Source organism: Pseudomonas sp. B14(2017), from assembly GCF_002113255.1.
GTDB lineage: Bacteria > Pseudomonadota > Gammaproteobacteria > Pseudomonadales > Pseudomonadaceae > Aquipseudomonas > Aquipseudomonas putida_Z.
Window position 1 is genome coordinate 185,101 of record NZ_NEJY01000005.1, and the last position, 25,428, is coordinate 210,528.

Annotated in this window: 29 protein-coding genes; 13 read left to right on the plus strand and 16 right to left on the minus strand. The window is 64.1% G+C overall.

The genetic code is table 11. The annotated features are described in order from the left end of the window. Nucleotides 1-2: 2 nt before the first annotated feature. From trkA to def, 4 genes are read right to left on the minus strand one after another with little or no spacing between them, the layout of a single operon-like run. The gene (gene trkA, locus CAG34_RS06795) at nt 3-1,376 is read right to left on the minus strand and encodes a Trk system potassium transporter TrkA (protein ID WP_013970264.1); all 1,374 of its coding nucleotides are present in this window, start codon (nt 1,374-1,376) and stop codon (nt 3-5) included. Nucleotides 1,377-1,399: 23 nt separating this feature from the next. After that, a complete protein-coding gene (rsmB, locus tag CAG34_RS06800; protein WP_085588889.1) occupies nt 1,400-2,710 on the minus strand; it encodes a 16S rRNA (cytosine(967)-C(5))-methyltransferase RsmB in 1,311 nt (436 codons plus the stop codon). Beyond that, nucleotides 2,707-3,639 (minus strand): methionyl-tRNA formyltransferase, encoded by a 933-nt coding sequence (gene fmt, locus CAG34_RS06805; RefSeq protein WP_085588890.1) that lies wholly within the window; start codon nt 3,637-3,639, stop codon nt 2,707-2,709. The genes rsmB and fmt overlap by 4 nt, the downstream gene beginning before the upstream one ends. Nucleotides 3,640-3,699: 60 nt before the next feature. Beyond that, entirely contained in the window at nt 3,700-4,206 is a 507-nt protein-coding gene (def, locus tag CAG34_RS06810; protein WP_085588891.1) for a peptide deformylase, read from the minus strand. Between the two features lie 207 nt (nt 4,207-4,413). Here def and dprA point away from each other — a divergent pair, with 207 nt between their 5' ends. The 3 genes from dprA to CAG34_RS06825 all read left to right on the plus strand — a co-directional run bounded on the left by dprA (nt 4,414) and on the right by CAG34_RS06825 (nt 6,865). Then, complete coding sequence (gene dprA, locus CAG34_RS06815) at nt 4,414-5,511, plus strand: DNA-processing protein DprA (protein ID WP_085588892.1); 1,098 nt, start codon at nt 4,414-4,416, stop codon at nt 5,509-5,511. A 42-nt stretch (nt 5,512-5,553) separates the two neighbouring features. Then, nucleotides 5,554-6,111 (plus strand): L-threonylcarbamoyladenylate synthase, encoded by a 558-nt coding sequence (locus CAG34_RS06820; RefSeq protein ID WP_085588893.1) that lies wholly within the window; start codon nt 5,554-5,556, stop codon nt 6,109-6,111. A 445-nt stretch (nt 6,112-6,556) separates the two neighbouring features. Then, nucleotides 6,557-6,865 (plus strand): hypothetical protein, encoded by a 309-nt coding sequence (locus CAG34_RS06825; RefSeq protein ID WP_178076904.1) that lies wholly within the window; start codon nt 6,557-6,559, stop codon nt 6,863-6,865. 159 nt (nt 6,866-7,024) lie between these two features. Here CAG34_RS06825 and CAG34_RS06835 read toward each other — a convergent pair whose 3' ends face one another. Further along, nucleotides 7,025-8,002, minus strand: coding sequence for an NADPH:quinone reductase (locus CAG34_RS06835; protein WP_025337189.1), 978 nt, complete (start codon nt 8,000-8,002; stop codon nt 7,025-7,027). Nucleotides 8,003-8,136: 134 nt separating this feature from the next. Between CAG34_RS06835 and hemF the strand changes: the two genes are divergently transcribed. After that, nucleotides 8,137-9,048 carry an oxygen-dependent coproporphyrinogen oxidase gene (hemF, locus tag CAG34_RS06840; protein WP_019098072.1) on the plus strand — a complete coding sequence of 304 codons (912 nt, stop codon included), beginning with the start codon at nt 8,137-8,139 and terminating at the stop codon, nt 9,046-9,048. A 25-nt stretch (nt 9,049-9,073) separates the two neighbouring features. Continuing rightward, entirely contained in the window at nt 9,074-9,898 is an 825-nt protein-coding gene (gene aroE, locus CAG34_RS06845; RefSeq protein ID WP_025337190.1) for a shikimate dehydrogenase, read from the plus strand. Nucleotides 9,899-10,036: 138 nt separating this feature from the next. On the opposite strand, the gene CAG34_RS06850 is transcribed toward aroE, so the two are convergent. The 3 genes from CAG34_RS06850 to betC form a co-directional block, all read right to left on the minus strand. Then, on the minus strand, nt 10,037-11,602 hold the full coding sequence (locus CAG34_RS06850) for a SulP family inorganic anion transporter (RefSeq protein ID WP_085588894.1): 1,566 nt from the start codon (nt 11,600-11,602) through the stop codon (nt 10,037-10,039). A gap of 143 nt (nt 11,603-11,745) precedes the next feature. Beyond that, on the minus strand, nt 11,746-12,675 hold the full coding sequence (gene choX, locus CAG34_RS06860) for a choline ABC transporter substrate-binding protein (protein WP_013970274.1): 930 nt from the start codon (nt 12,673-12,675) through the stop codon (nt 11,746-11,748). A 14-nt stretch (nt 12,676-12,689) separates the two neighbouring features. Beyond that, nucleotides 12,690-14,207, minus strand: coding sequence for a choline-sulfatase (gene betC / locus CAG34_RS06865; RefSeq protein WP_085588895.1), 1,518 nt, complete (start codon nt 14,205-14,207; stop codon nt 12,690-12,692). A 108-nt stretch (nt 14,208-14,315) separates the two neighbouring features. Here betC and CAG34_RS06870 point away from each other — a divergent pair, with 108 nt between their 5' ends. Next, nucleotides 14,316-15,215: a LysR family transcriptional regulator gene (locus tag CAG34_RS06870; protein WP_085588896.1), complete on the plus strand. Its 900-nt coding sequence runs from the start codon at nt 14,316-14,318 to the stop codon at nt 15,213-15,215. Between the two features lie 131 nt (nt 15,216-15,346). Here CAG34_RS06870 and CAG34_RS06875 read toward each other — a convergent pair whose 3' ends face one another. Continuing rightward, the gene (locus CAG34_RS06875) at nt 15,347-15,964 is read right to left on the minus strand and encodes an NAD(P)-dependent oxidoreductase (protein ID WP_085588897.1); all 618 of its coding nucleotides are present in this window, start codon (nt 15,962-15,964) and stop codon (nt 15,347-15,349) included. A gap of 52 nt (nt 15,965-16,016) precedes the next feature. On the opposite strand from CAG34_RS06875, the gene CAG34_RS06880 reads away from it, so the two are divergent. Further along, the gene (locus CAG34_RS06880) at nt 16,017-16,349 is read left to right on the plus strand and encodes a DOPA 4,5-dioxygenase family protein (RefSeq protein WP_013970278.1); all 333 of its coding nucleotides are present in this window, start codon (nt 16,017-16,019) and stop codon (nt 16,347-16,349) included. 120 nt (nt 16,350-16,469) lie between these two features. On the opposite strand, the gene trpA is transcribed toward CAG34_RS06880, so the two are convergent. After that, entirely contained in the window at nt 16,470-17,279 is an 810-nt protein-coding gene (gene trpA, locus CAG34_RS06885; RefSeq protein WP_085588898.1) for a tryptophan synthase subunit alpha, read from the minus strand. After that, nucleotides 17,276-18,493 carry a tryptophan synthase subunit beta gene (gene trpB / locus CAG34_RS06890; protein WP_085588899.1) on the minus strand — a complete coding sequence of 406 codons (1,218 nt, stop codon included), beginning with the start codon at nt 18,491-18,493 and terminating at the stop codon, nt 17,276-17,278. The genes trpA and trpB overlap by 4 nt, the downstream gene beginning before the upstream one ends. Before the next feature lie 110 nt (nt 18,494-18,603). Between trpB and CAG34_RS06895 the strand changes: the two genes are divergently transcribed. Then, nucleotides 18,604-19,500: a LysR family transcriptional regulator gene (locus tag CAG34_RS06895; RefSeq protein ID WP_085588900.1), complete on the plus strand. Its 897-nt coding sequence runs from the start codon at nt 18,604-18,606 to the stop codon at nt 19,498-19,500. Here the strand turns inward: CAG34_RS06895 and CAG34_RS06900 are convergent. Beyond that, nucleotides 19,497-19,820, minus strand: a complete 324-nt coding sequence (locus CAG34_RS06900) for a YqjD family protein (RefSeq protein WP_003261039.1) — start codon at nt 19,818-19,820, stop codon at nt 19,497-19,499. The two genes, CAG34_RS06895 and CAG34_RS06900, sit on opposite strands and share 4 nt — an antisense overlap. A 150-nt stretch (nt 19,821-19,970) precedes the next feature. On the opposite strand from CAG34_RS06900, the gene CAG34_RS06905 reads away from it, so the two are divergent. Further along, nucleotides 19,971-20,186, plus strand: coding sequence for a dodecin (locus CAG34_RS06905; protein ID WP_013970282.1), 216 nt, complete (start codon nt 19,971-19,973; stop codon nt 20,184-20,186). Between the two features lie 101 nt (nt 20,187-20,287). Further along, nucleotides 20,288-20,509, plus strand: coding sequence for a DUF1161 domain-containing protein (locus tag CAG34_RS06910; RefSeq protein ID WP_003261041.1), 222 nt, complete (start codon nt 20,288-20,290; stop codon nt 20,507-20,509). A 99-nt stretch (nt 20,510-20,608) separates the two neighbouring features. Here the strand turns inward: CAG34_RS06910 and CAG34_RS06915 are convergent, their stop codons facing one another. Then, the gene (locus CAG34_RS06915) at nt 20,609-21,613 is read right to left on the minus strand and encodes an LLM class flavin-dependent oxidoreductase (RefSeq protein ID WP_085588901.1); all 1,005 of its coding nucleotides are present in this window, start codon (nt 21,611-21,613) and stop codon (nt 20,609-20,611) included. Between the two features lie 152 nt (nt 21,614-21,765). Between CAG34_RS06915 and CAG34_RS06920 the strand changes: the two genes are divergently transcribed. Further along, nucleotides 21,766-22,191, plus strand: a complete 426-nt coding sequence (locus CAG34_RS06920) for an OsmC family protein (protein WP_013970285.1) — start codon at nt 21,766-21,768, stop codon at nt 22,189-22,191. A 73-nt stretch (nt 22,192-22,264) separates the two neighbouring features. Next, nucleotides 22,265-22,498, plus strand: coding sequence for a DUF1161 domain-containing protein (locus tag CAG34_RS06925; RefSeq protein WP_003261043.1), 234 nt, complete (start codon nt 22,265-22,267; stop codon nt 22,496-22,498). A gap of 96 nt (nt 22,499-22,594) precedes the next feature. Here the strand turns inward: CAG34_RS06925 and CAG34_RS06930 are convergent, their stop codons facing one another. Together CAG34_RS06930 and CAG34_RS06935 are read right to left on the minus strand one after the other, a co-directional pair. Next, nucleotides 22,595-23,008, minus strand: coding sequence for a hypothetical protein (locus CAG34_RS06930; protein WP_013970286.1), 414 nt, complete (start codon nt 23,006-23,008; stop codon nt 22,595-22,597). Between the two features lie 55 nt (nt 23,009-23,063). Continuing rightward, nucleotides 23,064-23,477, minus strand: coding sequence for a hypothetical protein (locus CAG34_RS06935; protein WP_015268455.1), 414 nt, complete (start codon nt 23,475-23,477; stop codon nt 23,064-23,066). An 85-nt stretch (nt 23,478-23,562) separates the two neighbouring features. Between CAG34_RS06935 and CAG34_RS06940 the strand changes: the two genes are divergently transcribed. Further along, entirely contained in the window at nt 23,563-24,636 is a 1,074-nt protein-coding gene (locus CAG34_RS06940) for an aminopeptidase (protein WP_085588902.1), read from the plus strand. Between the two features lie 132 nt (nt 24,637-24,768). On the opposite strand, the gene CAG34_RS06945 is transcribed toward CAG34_RS06940, so the two are convergent. Next, complete coding sequence (locus CAG34_RS06945; protein ID WP_085588904.1) at nt 24,769-25,419, minus strand: HAD family hydrolase; 651 nt, start codon at nt 25,417-25,419, stop codon at nt 24,769-24,771. Nucleotides 25,420-25,428: the final 9 nt, after the last annotated feature.

The window sequence follows — 25,428 nt, forward strand, 5'->3', positions numbered from 1 at the left end:
TCCTAGAAGAAACTCAAGCCGACGTGGAACAGCTTCTCCACATCCCGAATATGCTTTTTATCCACAACGAACAGGATCACATGGTCGCCCGATTCGATCATGGTGTCGTCGTGGGCAATCATCACCTCTTCGTCACGAATGATCGCGCCGATGGTAGTGCCTGGCGGCAGGGCGATGTCTTCGATCGCCTTGCCGACCACCTTGCTCGACTTCGAATCCCCGTGCGCCACCGCTTCGATAGCTTCGGCAGCGCCACGGCGCAGCGAGTGCACGCTGACGATGTCGCCCCGGCGCACGTGCGCCAGCAAGGTGCCGATGGTGGCCAGCTGCGGGCTGATGGCGATGTCGATGTCGCCACCCTGCACCAGGTCGACATAGGCCGGGTTGTTGATGATGGTCATCACCTTGCGCGCACCCAGGCGCTTGGCCAGCAGCGACGACATGATGTTGGCCTCGTCGTCGTTGGTCAGGGCCAGGAAGATGTCGGCGTCGGCGATGTTCTCCTCCAGCATCAGGTCCTTGTCCGAGGCGCTGCCCTGCAGCACCACGGTGCTTTCCAGGGTGTCGGAAAGGTGTCGGCAACGGGCCGGACTCATCTCGATGATCTTCACCTGGTAGCGGCTTTCGATAGCCTCGGCCAGGCGTTCGCCGATCTGCCCGCCACCGGCGATGACCACACGTTTGTTGGTTTCGTCGATACGGCGCAGCTCACCCATCACCGCGCGGATGTCCTTCTTCGCGGCGATGAAGAACACTTCGTCGTCGGCTTCGATCACCGTGTCGCCCCGCGGGGTGATCGGGCGGTCGCGGCGGAAGATGGCCGCCACGCGGGTGTCGACGTTGGGCATGTGCGCGCGGATCTGGCGCAGTTGCTGGCCTACCAGCGGGCCACCGTAGTACGCCTTCACTGCCACCAGCTGGGCCTTGCCTTCGGCGAAGTCGATCACCTGCAGCGAGCCCGGGTGCTCGATCAGGCGCTTGATGTAGTTGGTCACTACCTGCTCGGGGCTGATCAGCACATCGACCGGGATATGGTCGTTGTCGAACAGCTCTTCGCGGGTCAGGTAGGCCGACTCGCGCACCCGGGCGATCTTGGTCGGCGTGTGGAACAGCGAATAGGCCACCTGGCAGGCGACCATGTTAGTCTCGTCACTGTTGGTTACCGCCACCAGCATGTCGGCGTCGTCGGCACCGGCCTGGCGCAGCACCGTAGGCAGCGAGCCGCGGCCTTGCACGGTGCGGATGTCCAGGCGGTCGCCCAGGTCGCGCAGGCGGTCGCCGTCCGTGTCGACCACGGTGATGTCGTTGGCTTCGCTGGCCAGGTGCTCCGCCAGCGTACCGCCTACCTGCCCTGCGCCGAGGATGATGATCTTCATCCGCTACTCCCTACCTTTTGTTCTTATCCGCGCGAAGCGGCGATCTTGATCAGCTTGGCATAGTAGAAACCGTCGTGGCCGCCTTCCTGGGCCAGCAACTGGCGGCCGTGGGGCTGGCGCAGGCCGGCTTCGGTGGCCAGGTCCAGCTCACGGGCGCCCGGGGTGCGGGCGAGGAAGGCATCGATCACTTCGGTGTTCTCGGTCGGCAGGCTGGAGCAGGTGGCGTACAGCAGCATGCCGCCCACTTCCAGGGTCGGCCACAGGGCATCGAGCAGCTCGCCTTGTAGCGTGGCCAGGGCCGGGATGTCGTCGGCCTGACGGGTCAGCTTGATGTCCGGGTGACGGCGGATCACGCCGGTGGCCGAGCATGGTGCGTCGAGGAGGATGCGCTGGAACGGCTTGCCGTCCCACCAGCTGGCGGTGTCGCGGGCATCGCAGGCGATCAGCTCGGCGTCCAGTTGCAGGCGGTGGAGGTTCTCGCGCACGCGGGTCAGACGCTTGGCTTCGAGGTCGATGGCCACCACGTGGGCCAGGCCGGCTTCGGCTTCCAGCAGGTGGCAGGTTTTGCCGCCTGGTGCACAGCAGGCGTCGAGCACGCGCTGGCCGGGGGCCAGTTCCAGCAGGTCGGCGGACAGTTGCGCGGCTTCGTCCTGAACGCTCACCCAGCCTTCGGCAAAGCCTGGCAGGCCGCGCACATCGCAGGCTTCGGCCAACACGATACCGTCACGGCTGTACTGGCAGGCGCTGGCGCCAACACCTGCCTCGGCCAGCAGTGCCAGGTAGGCATCGCGGCTGTGGTGGCGGCGGTTGACCCGCAGGATCATCGGCGGGTGGGCGTTGTTGGCGGCGCAGATGGCCTCCCACTGCTCCGGCCAGAAGGCCTTGAGCGACTTCTGCAGCCAGCGCGGGTGGGCGGTGCGTACCACCGGGTCGCGCTCCATGCCGGCCAGCAACTCTTCGCCTTCGCGTTGGGCACGGCGCAGCACGGCATTGAGCAGGCCCTTGGCCCACGGCTTCTTCAGCTTGTCGGCACATCCGACAGTCTCGCCAATGGCCGCGTGGGCCGGGATACGGCTGTAGAACAGCTGGTACAGGCCGACCAGCAGCAGCGCCTGCACATCGGCATCGGCGGCCTTGAACGGCTTCTGCAGCAGTTGCGCGGCCAGCAGGTCGAGGCGTGGCTGCCAGCGCGCGGTGCCGAACGCCAGGTCCTGGGTCAGGCCGCGGTCGCGTTCATCGACCTTGTCCAGTTGCGCCGGCAGCGAGCTGTTCAGCGAGGCCTTGCCACTGAGCACAGCGGCAAGGGCACGGGCGGCGGCGAGGCGTGGGTTCATTGGCCCAGCACCTTGCCACTGGCGAATTTCTCGCGACGGCTGTTGAACAGGTCGCTGAAGTTCAGCGGCTTGCCGCCGGGCAGTTGCAGGCGGGTCAGGCTCAGCGCCCGATCACCGCAGGCGACCACCAGGCCGTCCTTGCTGGCGGAGAGGATCTCGCCGGGGGTGCCTGTCGCTGTGGACAAGTTGGCGGCCAGCACTTTCACACTTTCGCCATCGAGGGTGCTGTGGCAAACCGGCCACGGGTTGAAGGCACGGATCAGGCGTTCCAGCTCGACGGCCGGGCGGCTCCAGTCGATGCGCGCTTCGTCCTTGTTCAGCTTGTGCGCGTAGGTGGCCAGGGCATCGTCCTGCACTTCGCCTTGCAGCGAACCGTCGGCCAGGCCGGCAATGGCCTGGACGACTGCGGGCGGGCCCATCTCGGCCAAGCGGTCGTGCAGGCTGCCGCCGGTGTCTTCGGCGCTGATCGGGGTGACCACCTTGAGCAGCATCGGGCCGGTGTCCAGGCCCGCTTCCATACGCATCACGGTCACACCGCTCTCGGCGTCGCCGGCTTCCACGGCGCGCTGGATCGGTGCGGCACCGCGCCAGCGTGGCAGCAGGGAGGCATGGCTGTTGATGCAGCCCAGGCGCGGGATATCCAGCACCACCTGCGGCAGGATCAGGCCATAGGCGACCACCACCATCAGGTCCGGCTTCAGCGCGGCCAGTTCGGCCTGGGCTTCGGCGTTGCGCAGGGTCGGCGGCTGGAACACCGGGATATCATGGGCCACAGCCAGTTGCTTGACCGCGCTCGGCATCAGCTTCTGGCCGCGGCCGGCCGGGCGGTCGGGCTGGGTGTAGACGGCCACGATCTCGTAGGGGCTGTCGAGCAAGGCCTTGAGGTGTTCGGCGGCAAACTCTGGAGTGCCTGCAAAGACGATGCGCATGGAGTTCTCGCTTCAAAAAAGAAAAAGGCTTGCCGGAGCAAGCCTTCTGGAAGGTGGGGATCAGGCTTGCTGGCGGTGCTGCTTTTCCAGCTTTTTCTTGATCCGGTCGCGCTTGAGCTGCGACAGGTAGTCGACGAACAGCTTGCCGTTGAGGTGATCGAATTCATGCTGTACGCATACCGCCAGCAGGCCTTCGCACTCCAGCTCGTATGGCTTGCCCTCACGGTCCTGGGCCTTGACACGCACACGCAGCGGGCGGTCGACGTTCTCGTAGAAGCCAGGTACCGACAGGCAGCCTTCCTGGTACTGGCCCATGTCATGGGTCAGCTCTTCGACCGTGGGGTTGATGAAGACGCGCGGCTCGCTGCGGTCTTCACTGAGGTCCATGACCACGACCTGCTGGTGCACGTTGACCTGGGTGGCGGCCAGGCCGATGCCAGGGGCTTCGTACATGGTTTCAAACATGTCGTCGATCAGCTGACGCAGGGCGTCGTCGAACACCGTCACCGGCTTGGCGATGGTGCGCAGGCGCGGGTCCGGGAATTCGAGAATGTTCAAGATGGCCATAAGGTCAGGCAGTCACTGTGCGTTCGGTTGAAAACTGAGCACACATAATAAAGGGAAACGGGGATTTCAGCACCTGGCAAAGCTCGGCTAGGGTTTTCAAGGGCCGCTTATAGCCCATTCGATGGACAGGTTGTCAAAGCGTTATCAACAAAGTTATCCACAGTTTGTGCCACGTCGATGGCCCCAATTCGATCAAGGATGATCCCCATGCAGACCTACCATTCGTCGCCTCTTCCGCCTGCCGAACTGGAGGCGCGATTACGCCTGCACCGGCTGCCGGAAACGGGATTGCGTCGTTTTAACACCTTGTTGGAGGCCTTTGGCAGTGCCTCTTCGGCACTGTGCGCACCGGCCGGCGCGTGGCGCGCATTGGGCATACCACAGGCCACCATCGATGTCCGGCGCAGTGCCGAAGTACGTGAAGGCGCACTGGCCGCAATGGCCTGGTTAGAGCGCCCGGGCCAGCATTTACTGATGTGGGACGGCCCTGGCTACCCGCCACTATTGGCGGAAATCGACGATGCCCCTCCGCTGCTTTTCGTCGCTGGCAACCCGGCCTTGCTCGAGCGCCCACAGCTGGCAATTGTGGGCAGCAGGCGTGCTTCACCCCCGGCGCTCGATACTGCTGCGGCATTTTCCCGCTACCTGGCGCAGGCCGGTTTCACCATTACCAGCGGCTTGGCCGTGGGCATCGATGGTGCCGCTCATCGGGCCGCATTGCAGGCTGGTGGGGGCACGGTTGGCGTGCTCGGTACGGGGTTGCAAAAACTTTATCCACAGCGCCACAAGTCGCTCGCGCAAGCGATGATCGACAACGGTAGCGCGCTGGTTTCCGAGTACCCGCTGGATGCCGGGCCGCTGCCCGGCAACTTCCCGCGGCGCAATCGCATCATCAGTGGCCTGTCGTTGGGCGTGCTGGTGGTAGAGGCCAGCCTGGCCAGTGGTTCGCTGATCACCGCACGCCTGGCTGCCGAGCAAGGCCGCGAGGTGTATGCCATACCGGGCTCCATTCACCACCCCGGAGCCAAGGGCTGCCACCAGTTGATACGTGACGGTGCGCTGCTGGTGGAGAGCGTGGAGCAGATATTGGAAAGCCTGCAGGGCTGGCAGAACCTGCCGCCTGCGGTTGTGGATAAATTCGACCATCCCTTGCTCGCCCTGCTGCATGCTGCGCCACAAACCAGCGAAAGCCTGGCCCACTGCAGCGAGCTGCCGTTGGCCGACGTGCTGGCGCAGCTGACCGAACTGGAGCTGGAAGGCCGGGTCAGCAATGAAGCCGGGCGTTGGTTTGCCCGCGCGGGCTAAGTACACTGCTCACAAGCAAGGTATATAGGCGGAGTAACAGAAATGGTGAGCAGTTTTCGTGTGCAACAAGCCGCACGTGAGATCCGGGCGGGCGCAGTGATCGCCTACCCGACGGAAGCGGTCTGGGGCCTGGGCTGCGACCCGTGGAACGAGGACGCGGTGTATCGCCTGCTGGCGCTGAAGTCGCGGCCTGTGGATAAAGGCCTGATCCTGGTAGCCGACAACATCCGCCAGTTCGACTTCTTGTTCGAGGACTTCCCCGAAGACTGGATAGACCGCATGGGCAGCACCTGGCCGGGGCCGAACACCTGGCTGGTGCCGCACCAGGACCTGTTGCCCGAATGGGTTACCGGGCAACATGACACCGTGGCACTGCGGGTCAGTGACCACCCGTTGGTGCGCGAGCTGTGTGCGTTGGTGGGGCCGTTGATTTCCACTTCGTGCAACCCGGGCGGGCGCCCGGCGGCGAAGACCCGGTTGCGGGTGGAGCAGTACTTCCATGGCCAGCTGGATCTGGTGCTGGGTGGGGCGTTGGGTGGAAGGAAGAACCCGAGTGTGATTCGTGACCTGGTGACTGGCGAAGTCGTTCGCCCGGGCTGATACCGCTGGCGAGGGCTTCGCCCTCGATCGCCGGCAAGCCAGCTCCCACAGGTACTGCACATGACTTGAAATCGGTGCGGTCGGTGTGGGAGCTGGCTTGCCGGCGATTGGGCTGCAAAGCGGCCCCAGAACCCCGCAGATTTTTCTGATTTTGTCTCGAATGGCTGTCCAGCTTGCGGCTTGGGAAATATCCTACGAGCCGCGTCCTCTGCCATCACCTTCTCACTGGGAACCTCTGCCCTTAGGCTTCAGCCGTCGCCGAATAACTCGGCGATCGGGTGTGGTAACCCGGGTTCTGGGTGATCTTGGCAGTCCATGGCGGCTGTTCGCAGGAGGCTTCGTGCCTGCTGGGTTTTAGATCTCCCACCCGGTTTACCACCCTGCGTACAGCTGCCACCTATTCGTGTGGTAACGACTGGGTGGTGCCATGAAGCGAGATCTAGTGATGAAGAAGATTGTCCCCGATCCACCCCTACCCTGCACATCCACCCGCCCCTTCGGCCGCTGCGACGCCGGCCACGAACCGCTGTTCACCGTAAACCCGAACATTTCCGCCGAGGACGCCTTGGTTCATGTAGCTCTGTATCTGCGAGGCGCCTACGAAACGGGTTCGAAAGCCCTCGAGTACCTGCGCGAAGAAGGCCGTGGCATGTATTGGTCGAGCCTGCATTCCATTGAATTGGCGGAGGGATTGGTGGAGGCGATTCTCGATGGTATCGAGTCGATGCCAACCACCCGTCCTCCACAGGCATAGCGCCATATTCAAGGCCGACGCAGTACCTGTGGGAGCGGGCGCGCCCGCGAACACCGGCGCAGCCGGTGCCATGCACCGCGGTGCTTGCTTCGCGGGCATGCCCGCTCCCACAGGGATAGCGCTGTATTCAACGCCGACGCAGTACCTGTGGGAGTGAACTCAAGGAAGCAGAATTGTGGAACCCACAGTCCGCCGAGCCGACAGCTCCGCCTGTGCTTTGGCCGCCTCGCTGAGCGGATACCGCTGTTGGATATCCACAACCAGCTTGCCGCTGCCAATCATCGCAAACAGGTCATCGGCCATGGCCTGGGTATTCTCGGCATTGTTGGCATAGGTCGCCAAAGTCGGCCGGGTCACATACAGCGACCCTTTCTGCGCCAGAATCCCCAGATTCACCCCGCTCACTGCCCCCGAGGCATTGCCAAAGCTCACCATCAATCCGCGCGGCTGCAGGCAGTCCAGCGAGGTCAGCCAGGTGTCGGCACCCACACCGTCATACACCACCGGGCATTTCTTGCCGTCGGTCAGCTCCAGCACCCGCTGGGCCACGTCTTCACGGCTGTAATCGATGGTCGCCCACGCCCCCAGCGCCTTGGCCCGCTCGGCCTTTTCGGCAGAACTCACTGTCCCGATCAGCTTGGCGCCCAAGGCCTTGGCCCACTGGCACGCCAACGAACCCACGCCGCCAGCTGCTGCGTGGAACAGGATCACGTCACCCGCCTTCACCTCATAGGTCTGCTTCAGCAGGTACTGCACGGTCAAACCCTTGAGCATCACCGCCGCCGCCTGCTCGAAGCTGATGTTGTCGGGCAGCTTCACCAGGTTGGCTTCCGGCAGCGTATGCACCTCGCTGTACGCGCCCAGCGGGCCGCCGGCATGGGCCACGCGGTCACCCACTTTCAGCCGGGTCACGCCCTCGCCCACGGCCTCGACCACGCCAGCCGCTTCAGTGCCCAGCCCCGAAGGCAGGGATGGCGGTGCATACAGCCCGCTGCGGAAGTAGGTATCGATGAAGTTCAGGCCGATCGCATGGTTACGCACACGCACCTGCTGTGGCCCTGGCGGGGCTGGTTCGAATTCCACAAACTGCAGCACTTCCGGGCCGCCATGCTGGCTGAACTGGATACGCTTGGCCATCTCGCACTCCTGTCGTATGGGTCGGGAAAGGCCTTCTATCGGACGCCTTTGCTTGATCGCCGTCAACTGCGGCGCGCGGGCTGGGGGTGGTATGCTACGCGGCGAATTCTTCCCTGCCCGTTCCTGGTGACCCGATGACTAGCCGCACCGAGGCCGTGAAAGCCTACCTGCTCGACCTGCAAGACCGCATCTGCTCTGCCCTCGAAGCTGAAGACGGCGGCGCCCGCTTCGTCGAGGACGCCTGGGTGCGCGAAGCCGGTGGCGGGGGCCGCACGCGGGTGATCGGCGATGGCAAGGTGATCGAGAAAGGCGGGGTCAACTTTTCCCACGTGTTCGGCGCTGGTCTGCCGCCGTCGGCCAGTGCCCACCGCCCCGAGCTGGCGGGCCGTGGCTTCGAGGCCCTGGGCGTGTCGCTGGTGATCCACCCGCACAACCCGCATGTGCCCACTTCCCACGCCAACGTGCGCTTCTTCATCGCCGAAAAGGAAGGTGAAGAGGCGGTCTGGTGGTTCGGCGGCGGCTTCGACCTGACCCCGTACTATGGCAATGAGGAAGACTGCATCCACTGGCACCGTGTGGCCGAGCAGGCCTGTGCGCCGTTCGGCGCCGACGTGTACCCGCGCTACAAGGCCTGGTGCGACCGCTACTTCCACCTCAAGCACCGTGGCGAGCCACGCGGCATCGGTGGCCTGTTCTTCGATGACCTGAACGAGTGGGACTTCGACACCTGCTTCGCCTTCATCCGCGCCATCGGCGACGCCTACGTCAACGCCTACCTGCCGATCATCCAGCGCCGCAAGGACACCCCTTACACCCCGCAGCAGCGTGAGTTCCAGGAATACCGCCGTGGCCGCTACGTGGAGTTCAACCTGGTCTACGACCGTGGCACCCTGTTCGGCCTGCAGTCCGGTGGCCGCACCGAGTCCATCCTCATGTCGCTGCCGCCGCAGGTGCGCTGGGGCTACGACTGGAAGGCCGCGCCCGGCAGTGAAGAAGCGCGCCTGACCGAGTACTTCCTGCAGGACCGCGACTGGCTCGGCCAGTAAGCCTGTGGATAATCAAGGAGCCGTCATGGACCAGTACGTCGTTTTTGGTAACCCCATCGGCCACAGCAAGTCGCCGCTGATCCATCGCCTGTTCGCCGAACAGACCGGCCAGGACCTGGAATACGCCACCCTGCTGGCGCCGCTGGACGAGTTCAGCGACTGCGCGCGCGGCTTCTTCAAGCAAGGCCGCGGTGGCAACGTCACCGTGCCGTTCAAGGAAGAGGCCTTCCGCCTGTGCGACAGCCTGACCCCGCGTGCCCAGCGCGCTGGCGCGGTGAACACGCTGAGCAAGCTGGCCGATGGCAGCCTGCAGGGCGACAACACCGATGGCGCTGGCCTGGTGCGCGACCTGACGGTGAATGCGGGGGTCGAGCTGGCGGGCAAACGCATTCTGATCCTGGGTGCTGGTGGCGCGGTGCGTGGCGTGCTGGAGCCGATCCTGGCGCACAAGCCGCAGTCGCTGGTGATTGCCAACCGGACTGTGGAGAAGGCCGAGCAGCTGGCGCGTGAGTTCGATGAGCTGGGGCCGGTGGTAGCCAGCGGGTTTGCCTGGTTGCAGGAACCGGTGGATGTGATCATCAATGCCACCTCGGCGAGCCTGGCCGGTGAGTTGCCGCCGATTGCCGACAGCCTGGTCGAGGCGGGGCGCACGGTTTGCTACGACATGATGTATGGCAAGGAGCCTACGCCGTTTTGCCAGTGGGCAGAGAAGCTGGGGGCGGCCAAGGTGCTGGATGGGCTGGGGATGCTGGCTGAGCAGGCGGCTGAGGCTTTCTTTATCTGGCGTGGGGTGCGGCCGGATACGGCGCCAGTGTTGGCTGAGTTGCGCCGGCAGCTGGCTCGGGGCTGAGATTGTTGGGGGCCGCTTTGCGGCCCATCGCAGGCAAGCCAGCTCCCACAGGGATATCACAAGGCCTGAGGCCGGCGCTGTCCCTGTAGGAGCTGGCTTGCCTGCGATGGGCTGCAAAGCAGCCCCAATATCTCAGCCTCACTCCTCAAACCGGATCGGGCACAGCTCCACCCCTTCCAGCTTCTGCAACTCCTCGATCACCTGCGGCCTGGCCCGGTGCAGGGTCAGACTCCCCCCCGCCCGCCGCAACCGCCGCGCCTCGCGGTGCAACATATCCACACCCGAGTAATCGATGAAGTTCACCTGCCGCGCATCGATCACCACATGCGGCCCCTGGCAGCGCTGCAAGCGCACCTGCAGGTAATGCGCCGCACCAAAGAAGATCGACCCGCCCACCCGCAGCACGTCCGCCTCCCCTTCGCGGCTCTGCTGTACCCGTGGCCGTGAAGTGCGCTTCAGATAGAAGAACAGCGACGCCAGCACTCCGGCATAGATCGCCGTCTGCAGCTCCAGCAACAAGGTCGCTGCCGCCGTCAGCGCCATTACCAGAAACTCCGAGCGGCTGACCCGGAACAGCGCACGAATCCCCCGGTGGTCCACCAACCCCCAGCAGATCAGCAGGATGCTGCCGGCCATGGCCGGAATCGGCAGGTGCGCGATCAGACCGGCCCCGGCAACGGCGAACACAGCCACCCACAGCGCCGAGAATACCCCGGCCATGGGCGAGCGGGCGCCGGCGTCGTAGCTCAGCCCGGAGCGGGTGAAGGAGCCGGAAGACAGGTAGCCAGAGAAAAACGCACCGACGATGTTCGACAGGCCCTGTGCGCGTATTTCCTGGTCTGCGTCGATCAACTGCTCCGAACGTGCCGACAACGAGCGGGCGATCGACAGGCTCGTGACCAGCCCGAGCATGCCCACTGCCACGGCGCTGGGCAGCAGGCGCAGGATCAGTTCCACATCCAGCAAGGGCAGTGGGCTGAAGGGTGGCAGCTGGCCGGTGAATGCCGGCACACGCGGCACATGGCCAAAGAACCCAGGCAGCAGCCAGGCCAGCAGGCTTACCAAAATCAGGCTTATCAACAGGCTGGGCCAGCGTGGGCGCCAGAGCTTGAAGGCCACGCCGATCGCCACTGTGGCCAGGCCCAGAATCAAGGAAGGCAGGTCGACCTCGCCGGCATGGCTGGCCAGGTCCTGCACGGTCTTCAACGCCGTGGCCTGGCTTGGCAGGTCCATGCCCAGCAGGTTGGGCAGCTGGCCCAGGGCAATGACGACAGCGGCGCCCAGGGTGAAGCCGAGCACCACGGAATGGGAGACGAAATTGACCAGTGCGCCGAAGCGCAAAAGCCCCAGCAACAACTGAAAGATGCCGCCGACGAAGGTCAGCAGCAGCACCAAGGTGACATAGTCGGCGCTGCCGGCCACGGCCAGCGGGCTGATGCTGGCGTAGAGGACGATGGAGATGGCAGCCGTCGGGCCACAGATCAGGTGCCAGGACGAGCCCCACAGGCAGGCGATCAGCACTGGCACGATGGCGGCGTACAGCCCGTACTCGGCCGGCAGGCCGGCGATCAGGGCGTAGGCGATGGATTGCGGCAGGGCGAGGATTGCACCGCTCAGGCCCACCAGCAGGTCCTGGCGCAGGCTGCGGCCCGATTGGCGGGGGAGCCAGGAGAGGAAGGGCAGCAGGTGAGTGAGGCGATGCATGGGTTATCCACATTCCTTACTGTTTCGCCAATCCCTGTGGGAGCGGGCGCGCCCGCGAAGAAGCCGCCGCGGTGGATGGCACCGGCTTCGCCGGTGTTCGCGGGCATGCCCGCTCCCACAGGGATAGAGGTTTGCTTGTGAGGTTACAGTTTGGCTTTGACGGCCTCCAGCGCATTGCCATCGGCCTTGGTCGTCACCCCGGCCAACCACCCTTCCAGCAACTCGGGGTGCGCCTTCAGCCAAGCCTTGGCCGCATCATCGAAGCTGATCTTCTTGTCCACAACTTCGGCCATGATGGTGTTTTCCATGTCCAGCGTGAACTTCAGGTTGCCCAGCAGCTTGGCCGCATTCGGGCAGGCTTGTGGATAACCCTTGCGGGTCAGGGTATACACCTCGCCCTTGCTGCCAAACCACTTCTCCCCGCCGCTCAGGTAATGCATCTTCAGCTTCACGTTCATCGGGTGCGGGGTCCAGCCGAGGAAGGTGATGAACTGCTGTTTCTTCACCGCCCGGTCGACCTGCGCCAGCATCGCCTGCTCGCTGGACTCCACCAGCTTCCACTGGCCGAGGTTGAATTCATTCTTGTCGATGATTTCCTTCAACGACAGGTTGGCCGGTGCCCCGGAACCGATCCCGTACAGCTTCTTGTCGAACTGGTCGGCGTGTTTCTGCAAGTCGGCAAAATCCTTCACCCCGGCATTCCACACATAGTCGGGCACTGCCAGGGTGAACTCGGTTCCTTCCAGGTTGCGTGAAAGCTGCTGCACATCGCCGTTGGCGATGAACTTGTCATGAAAGCCCTGCTGTGCCGGCATCCAGTTGCCGAGGAAGGCATCGACGCGGCCATCCTTGAGGCCGCCGTAGATGATCGGCACGGCCAGGCTGTCGATTTTCACCTGGTAACCCAGGCTTTCCAGAAGCAGGCGGGCCAAGGCGTTGGTCGTGGCGATGTCGCTCCAGCCGGGGTCGGCCATCTTCACGGTGGTGCATTGCGCGTCGCTGTCGGCGGCGTGGGCCGTGGCGGTACCCAGGCTCAGGGCCAGGGCGAACACGGCGGCGGAGAACTTGTGCATGGCGGCCTCTCTTCTCAATCCAGGGGGGCGGGCTGTGGATAACGTGCCTTGCGCTCGAGGTCGTCGAGATCGATGTGGTTGCGCATGTACTGTTGGCTGGCGTCCACCAGCGGTTGGTGGTCCCAGCTTTTCAGCTTGCCGATGGCCAGCGCCTCGGCCACCAGGCGGCGGCGCCGCTGGCTGGCAAGAACCTGCTGGCGCAGGCTGGGGATATCCCAACGTTGCTGTGCTTCATCGACAAATGCCTGCAGCAGCGCCTTGTGTTCCGGGCTGCCGGTGAGGTTCTCCCGCTCGTGCGGGTCGCGACTCAGGTCATAGAGTAGGCATGGGTCGTCCTCGCTGTACACGAACTTGTACGGCCCCCGGCGGATCATCATCAGCGGGCCGACGGTGCCTTCGGCCATGTATTCGCCGATCACTTCGTCATGGCCGCCCTGCCCTTGCAGGTGGCCGACCAGCGAGCGGCCATCCAGGTGCAGGTGGTTATCCACAGCACCTCCGCCCAGCTCGACCAGGGTCGGCAGCAGGTCGCAGGTCGACACCGAGGCGCTGACCCGGGCTGGCGCGAAGCGCTTCGGCGCGTGCACCAGCAGCGGCACCCGCGCCGACATCTCGAACCAGTGCATCTTGTACCAGAGGCCACGCTCGCCAAGCATGTCGCCGTGGTCGCCGGAGAACACGATCAGGGTGTCGTCGGCCAGGTTGCATTCCTCCAGGGTCTGCAGCAGCAGGCCGATGTTGTCATCGATGTAGCTGCAGGCGCCGAAGTAGGCACGGCGGGCGTCACGGATCTTGTCCACAGGCAGCGGCTTGTTCCACAAGTCGTAGACCTTCAGCAGGCGCTGCGAGTGCGGGTCGAGTTCTGCCTGGTCGAATTCGGCGCGGGGCATGGGGATATCCACACCCTCGTAGCGATCCCAATAGCGCCGGGGGATGGTGTAGGGGTCGTGCGGGTGGGTCATCGACACGGTCAGGCAGAACGGTCGGCCATCGTTTTCGCGCACATGGTCGTACAGGTACTGGCGCGCCTTGAACACCACCTCCTCGTCGAAATCCAGCTGGTTGGTGCGCACGCACGGGCCGGCCTGCAGTACCGAGGACATGTTGTGATACCAGCTCGGGCGCACATCCGGCTCATCCCAGTTCACCGCCCATCCGTAGTCGGCCGGGTAGATATCGCTGGTCAGGCGTTCTTCGTAGCCATGCAGTTGGTCCGGGCCGCAGAAGTGCATCTTGCCCGACAGCGCGGTGCGGTAGCCAAGGCGGCGCAGATAGTGGGCGTAGGTCGGCACGTCGGCGGGGAAGTCGGCGGCGTTGTCGTAGGCGCCGATGCGACTGGGTAACTGGCCGCTGACCAGGGTGAAGCGCGACGGCGCGCACAACGGGCTGTTGCAGTAAGCCGAGTCGAACACCACCGCCTGTTCGGCAAGGCGGCTCAGGTGCGGCATCTGGATCGGCGAAGAGGCGTAGATCGGCAGCAAGGGCGCGGCCATCTGGTCGGCCATGATGAACAGGATATTCGGGCGCGTCATGGTGGCTTCCATCGTTGAGGGTTATGCGAACCGCTTGCCTATCAAGATGCGACTGTGGATAACATGGGTAAAGCCCATGGCGGGCAATGACTGGGATTAGCCACGCTTATGTTTGAGCACCTTGCCGAGCTGTCGCTGGATACCTTGCGCGTGTTCGAGGCCGCCGCACGGTTGCGCGGCTTTACCGCCGCGGCACTGGAGCTGGGTACCACGCAACCAGCGGTGAGCCAGCAAGTAAAACGGCTGGAGGCACAGTTGGGCACGCGCCTGTTCGACCGCATTTACCGGGGTATCGAGCTGACCGAGGCTGGCCAGGTGCTGTTCGAACAGGTGCATCAGGGCCTGCAGGCCATGGAGGACGGCATCGCCCAGGCCAGTGGACGCGGCCAGCGCGAAGTGCTGCAGGTGGCTACCGACTTCGCCTTTGCGGCGTTCTGGCTGATGCCACGGCTGCAGCGTTTTCACGAGGCTTATCCACAGGTGGACGTGAGCCTGGTGACCGGTGAGCGCAGCCAGGGCATGTTGCGACCGGACATCGATGTGGCGGTGCTGTTTGGCGACGGGCGTTTTCACCAGGGCGAGAGCCGCTGGCTGTTCGATGAGGAGGTTTTCCCTGTGTGCAGCCCCCGGCTGATTCATGGCAAACCCTTGTCAGCCGTGGCTTTGCAACGATTGCCCTTGCTGCACTTGAAGGGCGAGCAGGCTAGCCGTTGGTTTGACTGGGCGGGGGTGTTTCGCGGGTTTGGTGTGGCCAGCCCGCCGCCGGCCGGGCAGTTGCGGTTTGATAACTATACGTTGCTGATCCAGGCGGCGATTGCCGGGCAAGGGGTGGCGATTGGCTGGGGGCACTTGGTGGATGGGCTGGTGGAGCAAGGGTTGCTGTGCCGGCCGTTGGAGGGGAGTTTGCGCTCGGCGCGCGGGTATTACGCGGTGCTGCCACCACGCAAGCGGCGTGGGGCGTTGATCGAGCGGTTTGTGGATTGGCTGGAGCGCGAGCGCAGCCTGTGACATCCCCGGGGCCGCTTTGCGGCCCATCGCCGGCAAGCCAGCTCCCACAGGTGCTGTACAAGCCTGGGGCATGGCGCCGTCCCTGTGGGAGCTGGCTTGCCGGCGATGGGCTGCACAGCAGCCCCGGCAATCTAGACCACGAAGTTCAGATGCTCGCCCCGGTGCAAATCCAGCTCCAGCATATCCACCATCCCTGCCGCGACCCTGGCCAGGTGCCGCAACGGCTCGGCCAACCCCGGCTCCAGCGTACCTTCGGTGCTGCGAAAATGCTCCATCCCCAACCCGGCCAGTTCCTGCGGGGCATTGATCAGCGTCCAGTGCAACGCACTGCGCTGTAACCCGTCCACCACCTGGTCCACACACTCCCGCTCCGCCTCGCTGTACTTGCCCGGCTCATCCAGCACATCGAAATCGCCCACCAGCAGCAGCCGGCGTATAGTCGTACGCTTCAGCCCCGCCACCAGCGCCTCGCTCATGCGGGCTTGCCCGGGCAGATCGCCCGGCGCCAGCGTAGACAACAGGGCAATTACTGCCGACCCGCCTGCCGCGCCCTGCTCCGCCTGGTCGGCATCGCCCAGCCCGCCTATCTTGAAATGCAGGCCGGGGCGCGGCGCGTGGCGGTTGAGGTCGTCGACCACGGCGGTGACTTCGTGCTGGCGCGACAGCAGCTCTACCATCAGGGCGTTGCCCAGGCTGCTTTCAGGCCCGAACAGGACCAGTTTGAACACTGGGGTTTCGGCGTTTTTCACTGCATCACTCCCTTTGCAGGTGGTGATGGTTGGACCGCAATCAGGAGTTATCGTGCAGAGGATCAAGGGTTACCACGCCCACGTTTACTACGACGCAGCGACCATGGACCAGGCCCGTGAACTGTGCGAGGAGGCGGCGCGGCTGTTTCCCGTGACCATGGGGCGCATGCACCAGAAACCGGTGGGGCCGCACCCGGACTGGAGCTGCCAGCTGGCCTTCGAGCCGGAGTTTGTGGGGGTGGTGCTGCCGTGGTTGGCGCTGTATCGGAAGGGGTTGGTGGTGTTCATGCACCCGCTGACCGGTGATGAACTGGCGGACCACCGTGACCATGCGATCTGGATGGGGGCGGTGCGGCCGCTGGATCTGTCGATTTTCGGGGGTTAGATCTTCATGGTCTGTACTGGCCTCATCGCCGGCAAGCCAGCTCCCACAGGGATATCACAGGGCCTGAGGGCGGCGCTGTACCTGTGGGAGCTGGCTTGCCGGCGATGAAGGCGACGCGGTTTAACGGCGGGCGCCGCGCACCCCTTCAGCCAGTGCCGAGCACAGGCTCAATACATCGTTCACGGCCTGATCGGCATCTTTGGCCTGGGCAATCTTGTCGACCAGTGCCGAGCCCACCACCACGCCGTCCGACAGGCGGGCAATGGCCGCAGCCTGCTCCGGCGTACGAATGCCGAAACCAACGCTGATCGGCAGATCGGTATGCCGACGCAGGCGGGCAATGGCTTCGGTCACGTGCTCGGTGGTCGCCGAGCCGGCGCCGGTCACACCGGCCACCGACACGTAGTAGACGAACCCGGAGCTGCGCTCCAGCACGCGCGGCAGGCGCGCGTCGTCTGTGGTCGGGGTGGTCAGGCGGATGAAGTCGATACCCGCAGCCTGGGCCGGGGTCGCCAGTTCGGCGTCGTGCTCTGGCGGCAGGTCGACGATGATCAGGCCATCGACACCCGCTTGCTTGGCTTCGGCCACGAACTTCTCCACGCCAAAGCGGTGGATCGGGTTGTAGTAACCCATCAGTACGATCGGTGTGGCCTGGTTATCCACACGGAATTCGCGAACCATCTGCAGGGTCTTGGCCAGGGTCTGGCCGGCTTCCAGGGCACGCAGGGTGGCCAGCTGGATGGCCACGCCGTCTGCCATCGGGTCGGTGAACGGCATGCCCAGCTCGATCACGTCGGCACCGGCTGCCGGCAGGCCTTTGAGGATCTGCAGCGAGGCGTCATAGCCCGGGTCGCCCGCAGTGACGAAGGTGACCAGTGCCGAGCGGCCTTCGGCCTTCAGCTCGGCGAAGCGTTGTTCAAGACGGCTCATGCCTGTTTCTCCTGGGCGGCCATGTGGTTCATGACGGTTTGCATGTCTTTGTCGCCGCGGCCCGACAGGCACACGACCATCAGGTGGTCCTTGGGCAGCTTCGGTGCGCGCTTGATCGCCTCGGCCAGGGCGTGGGAGCTTTCCAGGGCCGGGATGATGCCTTCCAGGCGACAGGTGGCGTGGAACGCATCCAGCGCTTCGTTGTCGGTGATGCTGACGTACTCGACACGCTTAACTTCGTGCAGGTAGGCGTGCTCCGGGCCGATGCCCGGGTAGTCCAGGCCGGCGGAAATCGAGTGGGCGTCGGTGATCTGGCCGTCTTCGTCCTGCAGCAGGTAGGTGCGGTTGCCGTGCAGCACGCCCGGTACCCCGCCGTTCAGGCTGGCGGCGTGCTTGTCGGTGTTCACGCCATGGCCACCGGCTTCGACGCCGATGATCTGCACGCTTGGCTCTTCGAGGAACTCATGGAACAGGCCCATGGCGTTGGAGCCGCCACCGACGCAGGCAACCAGGCTGTCTGGCAGGCGGCCTTCCTTCTCTTGCAGCTGGGCGCGGGTTTCCTTGCCGATGATCGACTGGAAGTCGCGGACCATGGCCGGGTACGGGTGCGGGCCGGCCACGGTGCCGATCAGGTAGAAGGTGTCTTCGACGTTGGTGACCCAGTCGCGCAGGGCCTCGTTCATGGCGTCCTTCAGGGTGCCGGTGCCGGCGGTGACCGGGACGATCTCGGCGCCCAGCAGCTTCATGCGGAACACGTTGGCCTGCTGGCGCTCGATGTCGGTGGCGCCCATGTAGATCACGCAAGGCAGGCCGAAGCGGGCAGCGACGGTGGCGGTGGCCACGCCGTGCATGCCGGCGCCGGTTTCGGCGATCAGGCGCTTCTTGCCCATGCGCTTGGCCAGCAGCACCTGGCCAATGCAGTTGTTCACCTTGTGCGCGCCGGTGTGGTTGAGTTCTTCACGCTTGAAGAAGATCTTCGCGCCGCCGCAGTGCTCGGTCAGGCGCTCGGCGAAGTACAGCGGGTTGGGGCGGCCGATGTAGTCGCGCTGGAAGTAGGCCAGCTCTTCGAGGAACTTGGGGTCTGCCTTGGCCGCTTCGTATTCGCGGGCCAGGTCCAGCACCAGTGGCATCAGGGTTTCGGCCACGTAGCGGCCGCCGAACGAGCCGAACAGGCCGTTGGCGTCGGGGCCGGGGCGGTATTGGGACTGGGTCATGGGGCGCTCCAGGGCGTAATGAATGAGTGATGGGCTTTACTCTAACCACGGCAAGCCCGGCTGAAAACCGATAAGATTGCGCAAACTTGTCAGAAAAACTCACAGGTAAAATGGCCCACGACCTCCCTCCCCTAAACGCCCTGCGGGCCTTCGAGGCTACCGCACGGCTCAACAGCGTCAGCCAGGCGGCCGAAGCGCTGCACGTCACCCATGGCGCCGTCAGCCGGCAGATCAAGGTACTTGAAGAGCACCTGGGCGTCGCGCTGTTCGTGAAGGACGGGCGTGGCATCAAACTCACAGATGCCGGCGTACGCCTGCGCGATGCCAGTAGCGAAGCCTTCGACCGCCTGCGCAGCGTGTGCACCGAGCTCAGCCACGATGTCAGCGAGGCGCCGTTCGTGCTGGGCTGCTCGGGCAGCCTGCTGGCGCGCTGGTTCATCCCGCGGTTGGGGCGGTTGCAGGCGGATTTGCCTGAGCTGCGCTTGCACCTGTCGGCCGGTGAAGGCGACCTGGACCCGCGGCGGCCAGGGCTGGATGCGCTGCTGGTGTATGCCGAGCCGCCATGGCCGGCGGACATGCAGGTGCATGTGCTGGCCGAGGAGCGCATCGGGCCGGTGCTCAGCCCGCATTTCACCGGTTTCGAGCGCTTGCAGGGCGCGCCGGCCAAGGCTTTGCTGGGCGAAGCGTTGCTGCACACCACCTCGCGCCCGCAGGCTTGGCCGACCTGGGCGCTGGAACAGGGGTTGGAGCCGGCGACCCTGCACTATGGCCAGGCTTTCGAGCACCTGTATTACCTGCTGGAAGCTGCGGTGGCCGGGTTGGGTGTGGCGATTGCGCCGCAGCCGCTGGTCGCTGATGACCTGCGGGCGGGCCGTTTGAGTGCGCCGTGGGGCTTTTCACCTACCCCTGCGGCATTGGCGCTGTGGGTGCCCAGGCGCGCCGCGGACGGGCGCGCCGAGCAGTTGGCGCAGTGGCTAAGGGCAGAGCTGGCGCGACAGGGCGCTTAGTTGCGTTTGCACATCAGGTACGCCGCCAGCAGGCCTAGCGCGCCAATGGCGACGCCGGCGGTGGTGTACGGGTGTTCCTGGGCATAGTCGCGGGTGGCGATGCCGGTCTGGCGGGTGCGGTGCTTCACTTCCTCGTAGGCATCGCTCAACAGGTGGCGCGAATGACGCAGGGCACTCTCGGCGTTGCTGCGGATTGCCTTCACCGATTTCTGGGACTCCTCCGACGCATCATGCTTGAGGTTTTCCAGGCTTTTCAGAAGGCTCTCGATCTCCGCTTCCATGCTTTCCAGGGACGTTCTACGCAGCGAATTGCGGTGCATGTTGACTCTCCTTTGCAGTATGGACTGTAAGGATTGCGACCTTGGGCCCGCGGGAAAGTGCGATCGAACTTTCGCCAATGGTGATCGCTCGCAGGTAAACCAGGCCTGCGCTGCTAGGCTCAATCTCACCATCATCCGAGGAGAGCGCTCATGACCGATCATCACACCTACAAGAAGATCGAACTGGTGGGGTCTTCGACCACCAGCATCGAAGAGGCGATCAACAATGCCCTGGCCGAAGCCGGCAAGAGCATCAAGCACCTGGAGTGGTTCGAAGTGATAGATACCCGTGGCCATATCCGTGACAACAAGGCGGCGCACTTCCAGGTCACGCTGAAGGTCGGCTTCCGTATCGCCAATAGCTGAAACACTGCCGGGCTGGATGAGCCCGGCATGATGGGGTATTTAGGGAGGGGGCGCCTTGGCGGGCGCCCTTTCTGATTTCATCTGCACAAGGAAAGCGAGTGATGAACAAACTGATTCTGGCGCTGGGCCTGATGACCCTGGCCGGTGGTGCGCTGGCGGCGGGCAAGCCGTGCGAGGAACTCAAGGCAGAGATTGCGGCCAAGCTGGATGCCAAGGGTGTTACCGGCTACAAGCTGGAGATCGTCGACAAGGGCGACCCGGCCGGCAAGGTGATTGGCAGCTGCGAGGCTGGTACCAAGGAGATTGTGTACCGGCGCGGCTAATGTGCTGGCTTCTTCGCGGGCTCGCCCGCTCCCACAGGGATATCACAGGGCCTGAGAGCGACGCTGTACCTGTGGGAGCGGGTTTACCCGCGAAGAAGATCACGCGGTCTTGAGAGCCTGCGCCATCAGTTCATAGGACCGAATACGGTCCGCATGCTCATACAAATCACAGGTGAAGATCAGCTCATCCGCCCCGGTCTGCTCCAGCAGCACTTCCACCTTGGCCCGCACCTTCTGCGGGCTGCCGATCATCGCCAGGCCGAGGAAGCTGCCCACCGCATCCCGTTCATGGGGTAGCCACAACCCGTCCATGCTTTCCACCGGCGGCTTCTGCATCAGGCTCTGCCCACGAATCAGCGCGAGGATGCGCTGGTACACCGACGTGGCCAGGTACTCGGCCTTTTCGTCGGTTTCCGCCACCACCATGGGGATGCCCAGCATCACATACGGCTTGTCCAATGTGGTCGAGGGCTTGAAGTGGTTGCGGTACACGCGGATCGCCTCGTGCATGTAGCGCGGCGCAAAGTGCGAGGCGAAGGCGTAGGGCATGCCGCGCATGCCGGCCAGTTGAGCGCTGAACAGGCTGGAGCCGAGCAGCCACATCGGTACGTCGGTGTCGTGCCCTGGTACGGCGATCACTTTTTGATCATCGGTACGCGGGCCGAGGTAGCGTGACAGTTCCTCGACATCGTCCGGGAAGTCATCCGGGCCGCCGGCGCGGTCGCGGCGCAGGGCGTAGGCGGTCATCTGGTCGGAACCCGGCGCGCGGCCCAACCCCAGGTCGATGCGCCCCGGGTACAGGCTGGCCAGGGTGCCGAACTGCTCGGCGATCACCAGCGGCGCATGGTTGGGCAGCATGACCCCGCCAGAGCCCACGCGAATGCTCGAGGTACCCCCCGCCAGATAGCCGATCAGCACCGAAGTCGCCGAACTGGCGATGCCGTCCATGTTGTGGTGCTCGGCCACCCAGAAGCGGTTGTAGCCAAAGCGCTCGACGTGCTGCGCCAGGTCCAGCGAGTTGCGCAGCGACTGCGCCGGGCCGGCGTCGGCGCGTACTGGCACCAGGTCGAGGGTGGAAATCTTCAGGTCACGCAGCTGCGTCATGGAGCCTCCGCAAAGGTATTTGGCCACAGGCCTTTTCAACTCTGTATGGGCACATTCGACGGATTCAATGCTTGCCGTGCGATTGCTCTGAACTTGCCGTAGGCGGCTGACCTCTGAAGCCATAAGCATGTAACCCGAGACCAGGAGGCATCATGAAAAAGACAGCATCGGCGATCTGGCAAGGTGGCCTGAAGGACGGCAAAGGCCTGCTTTCTACCGAAAGCGGCGCGCTAAAGCAGAACCCCTACGGCTTCAATACCCGTTTCGAGGGCTCGCCCGGGACCAACCCGGAGGAGCTGATCGGCGCGGCGCACGCCGGCTGCTTCTCGATGGCACTGTCGATGATGCTGGGCGAAGCGGGTTTCACCCCGGACAGGATCGACACCGCTGCCGAAGTGACACTCGACAAGCAAGCTGATGGCTTTGCCATTACGGCGGTGCATCTGGTGCTCAGGGCCAAGGTGCCTGGGGCGAGTGAAGCGCAGTTCTTGCAGATCGCCGACAAGGCCAAGGCCGGGTGCCCGGTGTCCAAGGTGCTGAACGCGAAGATCAGCCTGGATGCGGCGCTGGTGGGTTGAAGCAGTGCAATGAGGGCGGTTTGTTGTAGTCTAAACAGCGTCGGCAGCACGCTGCCCTTTCAGGAGCCGTTTCATGATTCGCGTAGCAATCACCGTGTTGGCTTCCCTGGTCGCCACATCTGCGTTGGCGGCGGTCAAGCCGTGCGAGGAGCTCAAAGCCGAGATCGAGGCCAAGATCCAGGCCCAGGGTGTTTCGTCCTATACCCTGGAGATCGTGCCCAACAGCGAGGTCAAGGACCAGAACATGGTCGTCGGGACCTGCGATGGTGGGACCAAGAAGATCATTTATCAGAAGAATGATCGGTAGGTTCAGGATTTTGGGGGCCGCTTTGCGGCCCTATCGCGACACAAGGCCGCTCCTACAGGGATCGCGTATCTCCTGTAGGAGCATGCAGCCCCCAGGTCAAGGAATGCAGAACACCTCGCTAGGCTCGTTCACCACCACCTTGCGGCTGCCGTCATACAGCAGCACCTGCGGTTCCATCACCGGCGCCCGTGCCTCCAGGCGATAGCGTTCACCGGCCTTGAAGTTGTCAAAGCGCACGGTCAGGTAGCAGGTACGGTCCCTGGGCTGGGTCATGAGGCCGCCCCCATATATCTCGTAATCGAAGCGCACTACCAGTTCGTGCTTGCCTGGCGTCACCTGGAAGTAGCGGCCATCCTCCAGGCGCTTGCCGTCGAGGCGGTCGGCCATGATCACCCTGCCGGGAGTCATGGTGTACAGGTCGACCCAGGCCTGCTTGGGGTCGACGGGCGGCAAGGGGCTGGCGCAAGCCCCCAGTGCACTGAGGGCGATCAGCATCATGGGCTGGCGCATGGCAAGACTCCCACTTGCGATTCATAGGCTACAAGCATAGCGCCGTTTGTGCGTTTCAGGTGCGCTGGCAGCCTGCAGGCAAGCCCTGGCCAACCAGTTTTTGCTGATGGTCGTAGAGTTTGATCCAGGGGCGGAAACCGATGCTGCCAGCCTGCAGCTGGTAGCGCTGGCCGGCACTGAAATCCTTGAAGGTCAGCTTGACCTGGCAATCCCGCCACAACGGCTCCTCGACCGGGCCGATATTGCTGGGGGTAACCGGAAACTGGTAGCGCACGGTCAGCTCGTGGCTGCCGGGCTGTACTTCGAAGTAACGGCTGTCGGCCCAGTCGCGCTCATCTACCTGCACGGCGTGCAGCGAGGTGTTGTCGTAGGGCGTGAGGTCGATCCAGGCCTGGTTCGGGTCCGGGTCTGGCAAGGTCGAACAGGCGGATATCAGCAACAGTGAGCCGGTGACCAACAGTGCACGCATGGCGAAACTCCCCCTTGGCGAGATAGTCTTGGAGTGAATCGGCCTTGAGCGAGTCAGACAGTCCCGGATGCTTCGACTTATTCTTATGCAGCGCTCAGGCCCTGGGCCACTCGACCTTGTTTTCACCCGTTTGGTTCCCCTGCTGGCGGTGCTCCTGCTGAACGGTTGCAGCAGCGCCGCCTACTATGGGCAGTTGGCCGAGGGCCAGTGGCAGCTGCTACGCGCACGGCAGCCGGTGGATCAGGTAGTGGCCAACCCGGCCACTTCAGCGCAATTGCGCGCGCGCCTGGAACACGCCAAGCAGGCACGGGCATTTGCCAGCCAGCAGCTGAAGCTGCCGGACAACCGCAGCTACCGGGTGTACGCCGACCTTGGCCGGCCTTACGTGGTATGGAATGTGTTCGCCACCCCCGAGCTGTCGTTGCAGCCAGTGACGCACTGCTTCCCGATCGCAGGGTGTGTGGCCTATCGCGGCTATTACCAGCAAGGCGCGGCGCGTGGGGCGGCGGCGTTGATGCGCCAGGACGGCATGGATGTATACGTGGGCGGCGTGGAGGCCTATTCGACCCTGGGCTGGTTCGACGACCCGATTCTGTCGTCGATGGTGGGTTGGAGCGACGAGCGCCTGGCCACGCTGATCTTCCATGAGCTGGCCCACCAGCGCTTCTATGTGCAGGACGACACCGAGTTCAACGAGTCGTTTGCTTCCTTCGTCGAGCAGGAAGGCACGCGGCAATGGCGCGTGGCGCGGGGCCTGGCTGCCTCTGGCGGGGAGCAGGGGCAGCAGCGTGAGCAATTCGTACGGTTGGTGCTGGCCAGCCGCGAGCGGTTGCAGGCAATTTATGCCGGGCCTCTGGATGATGCGCAGAAGCGGGTGGCCAAGCAGGCGGAGTTCGAGCGGCTTAGGCGGGAATACCGGCAAGTGCGTGATGCCCAGTGGGGTGGTGACAAGCGCTATGACGCCTGGATGTATGGGCCGATGAGCAATGCCAAGTTGCTGCCGTTCGGGCTGTATGACCAGTGGGTACCGGCGTTTGCGGCGGTGTTCGGTGAGGTGGGAGGGGACTGGGCGCGGTTTTATCAACGGGTCGAGCAATTGGGGCGGTTGCCGATCGATGAGAGGAAGGCGGCGTTACGGCGGTTGATGGTTAGCCGGTGAGATTTTGGGGCCGCCTTGCGGCCCATCGCCGGCAAGCCAGCTCCCACCTCGACCGCATTGACCTCAAGCCATGTGCTACCCCTGTGGGAGCTGGCTTGCCGGCGATGGGCTGCAAAGCAGCCCCAATGGCCATCAAGCCTTGAGAAATGCCTGATGCATCTCGGCCAAAGTAGCAAAGTGGTAGGCTGGCTCTTCCGCCATCAGTTCTTCCTGGCTACCAAACCCGTACCCCACCGCCACCGCCTGCAAGCCATTGCTGCGCGCACCGATCAGGTCATGCTTGCGGTCGCCGATCATCAGCGTCTGCGCCGGGTCCAGCCCTTCTTCATCAAGCAGGTGGCGAATCAGCTCGACCTTGTTGGTGCGCGTGCCATCCAGTTCACTGCCATAGATCACCTTGAAGTGGTGGTCGAAGGCGAAGTGCCGGGCGATTTCACGGGCGAACTCCCATGGCTTGGAGGTGGCGATGTACAGCGTGCGACCTTGGCCGTTCAGGGCCTCGAGCAGCTCCGGCACACCTTCGAACACCAGGTTTTCGTACAGGCCGGTGACGCTGAAGCGTTCCCGATAGAAGTTCACCGCCTCCCAGGCCTTGGCTTCGTCGAAGCTGTAGAACTGCATGAAGGCCTGCAGCAGGGGTGGGCCGATGAAGTGCTCGAGGCGGGTCAGGTCCGGCTCGTCGATGCCCAGTTTGGCCAGGGCATACTGGATCGAGAGGGTGATGCCCTGGCGCGGGTCGGTCAGGGTGCCGTCGAGGTCGAAGAGGATGTTTTGCTGGTGCATTTGCGGGTT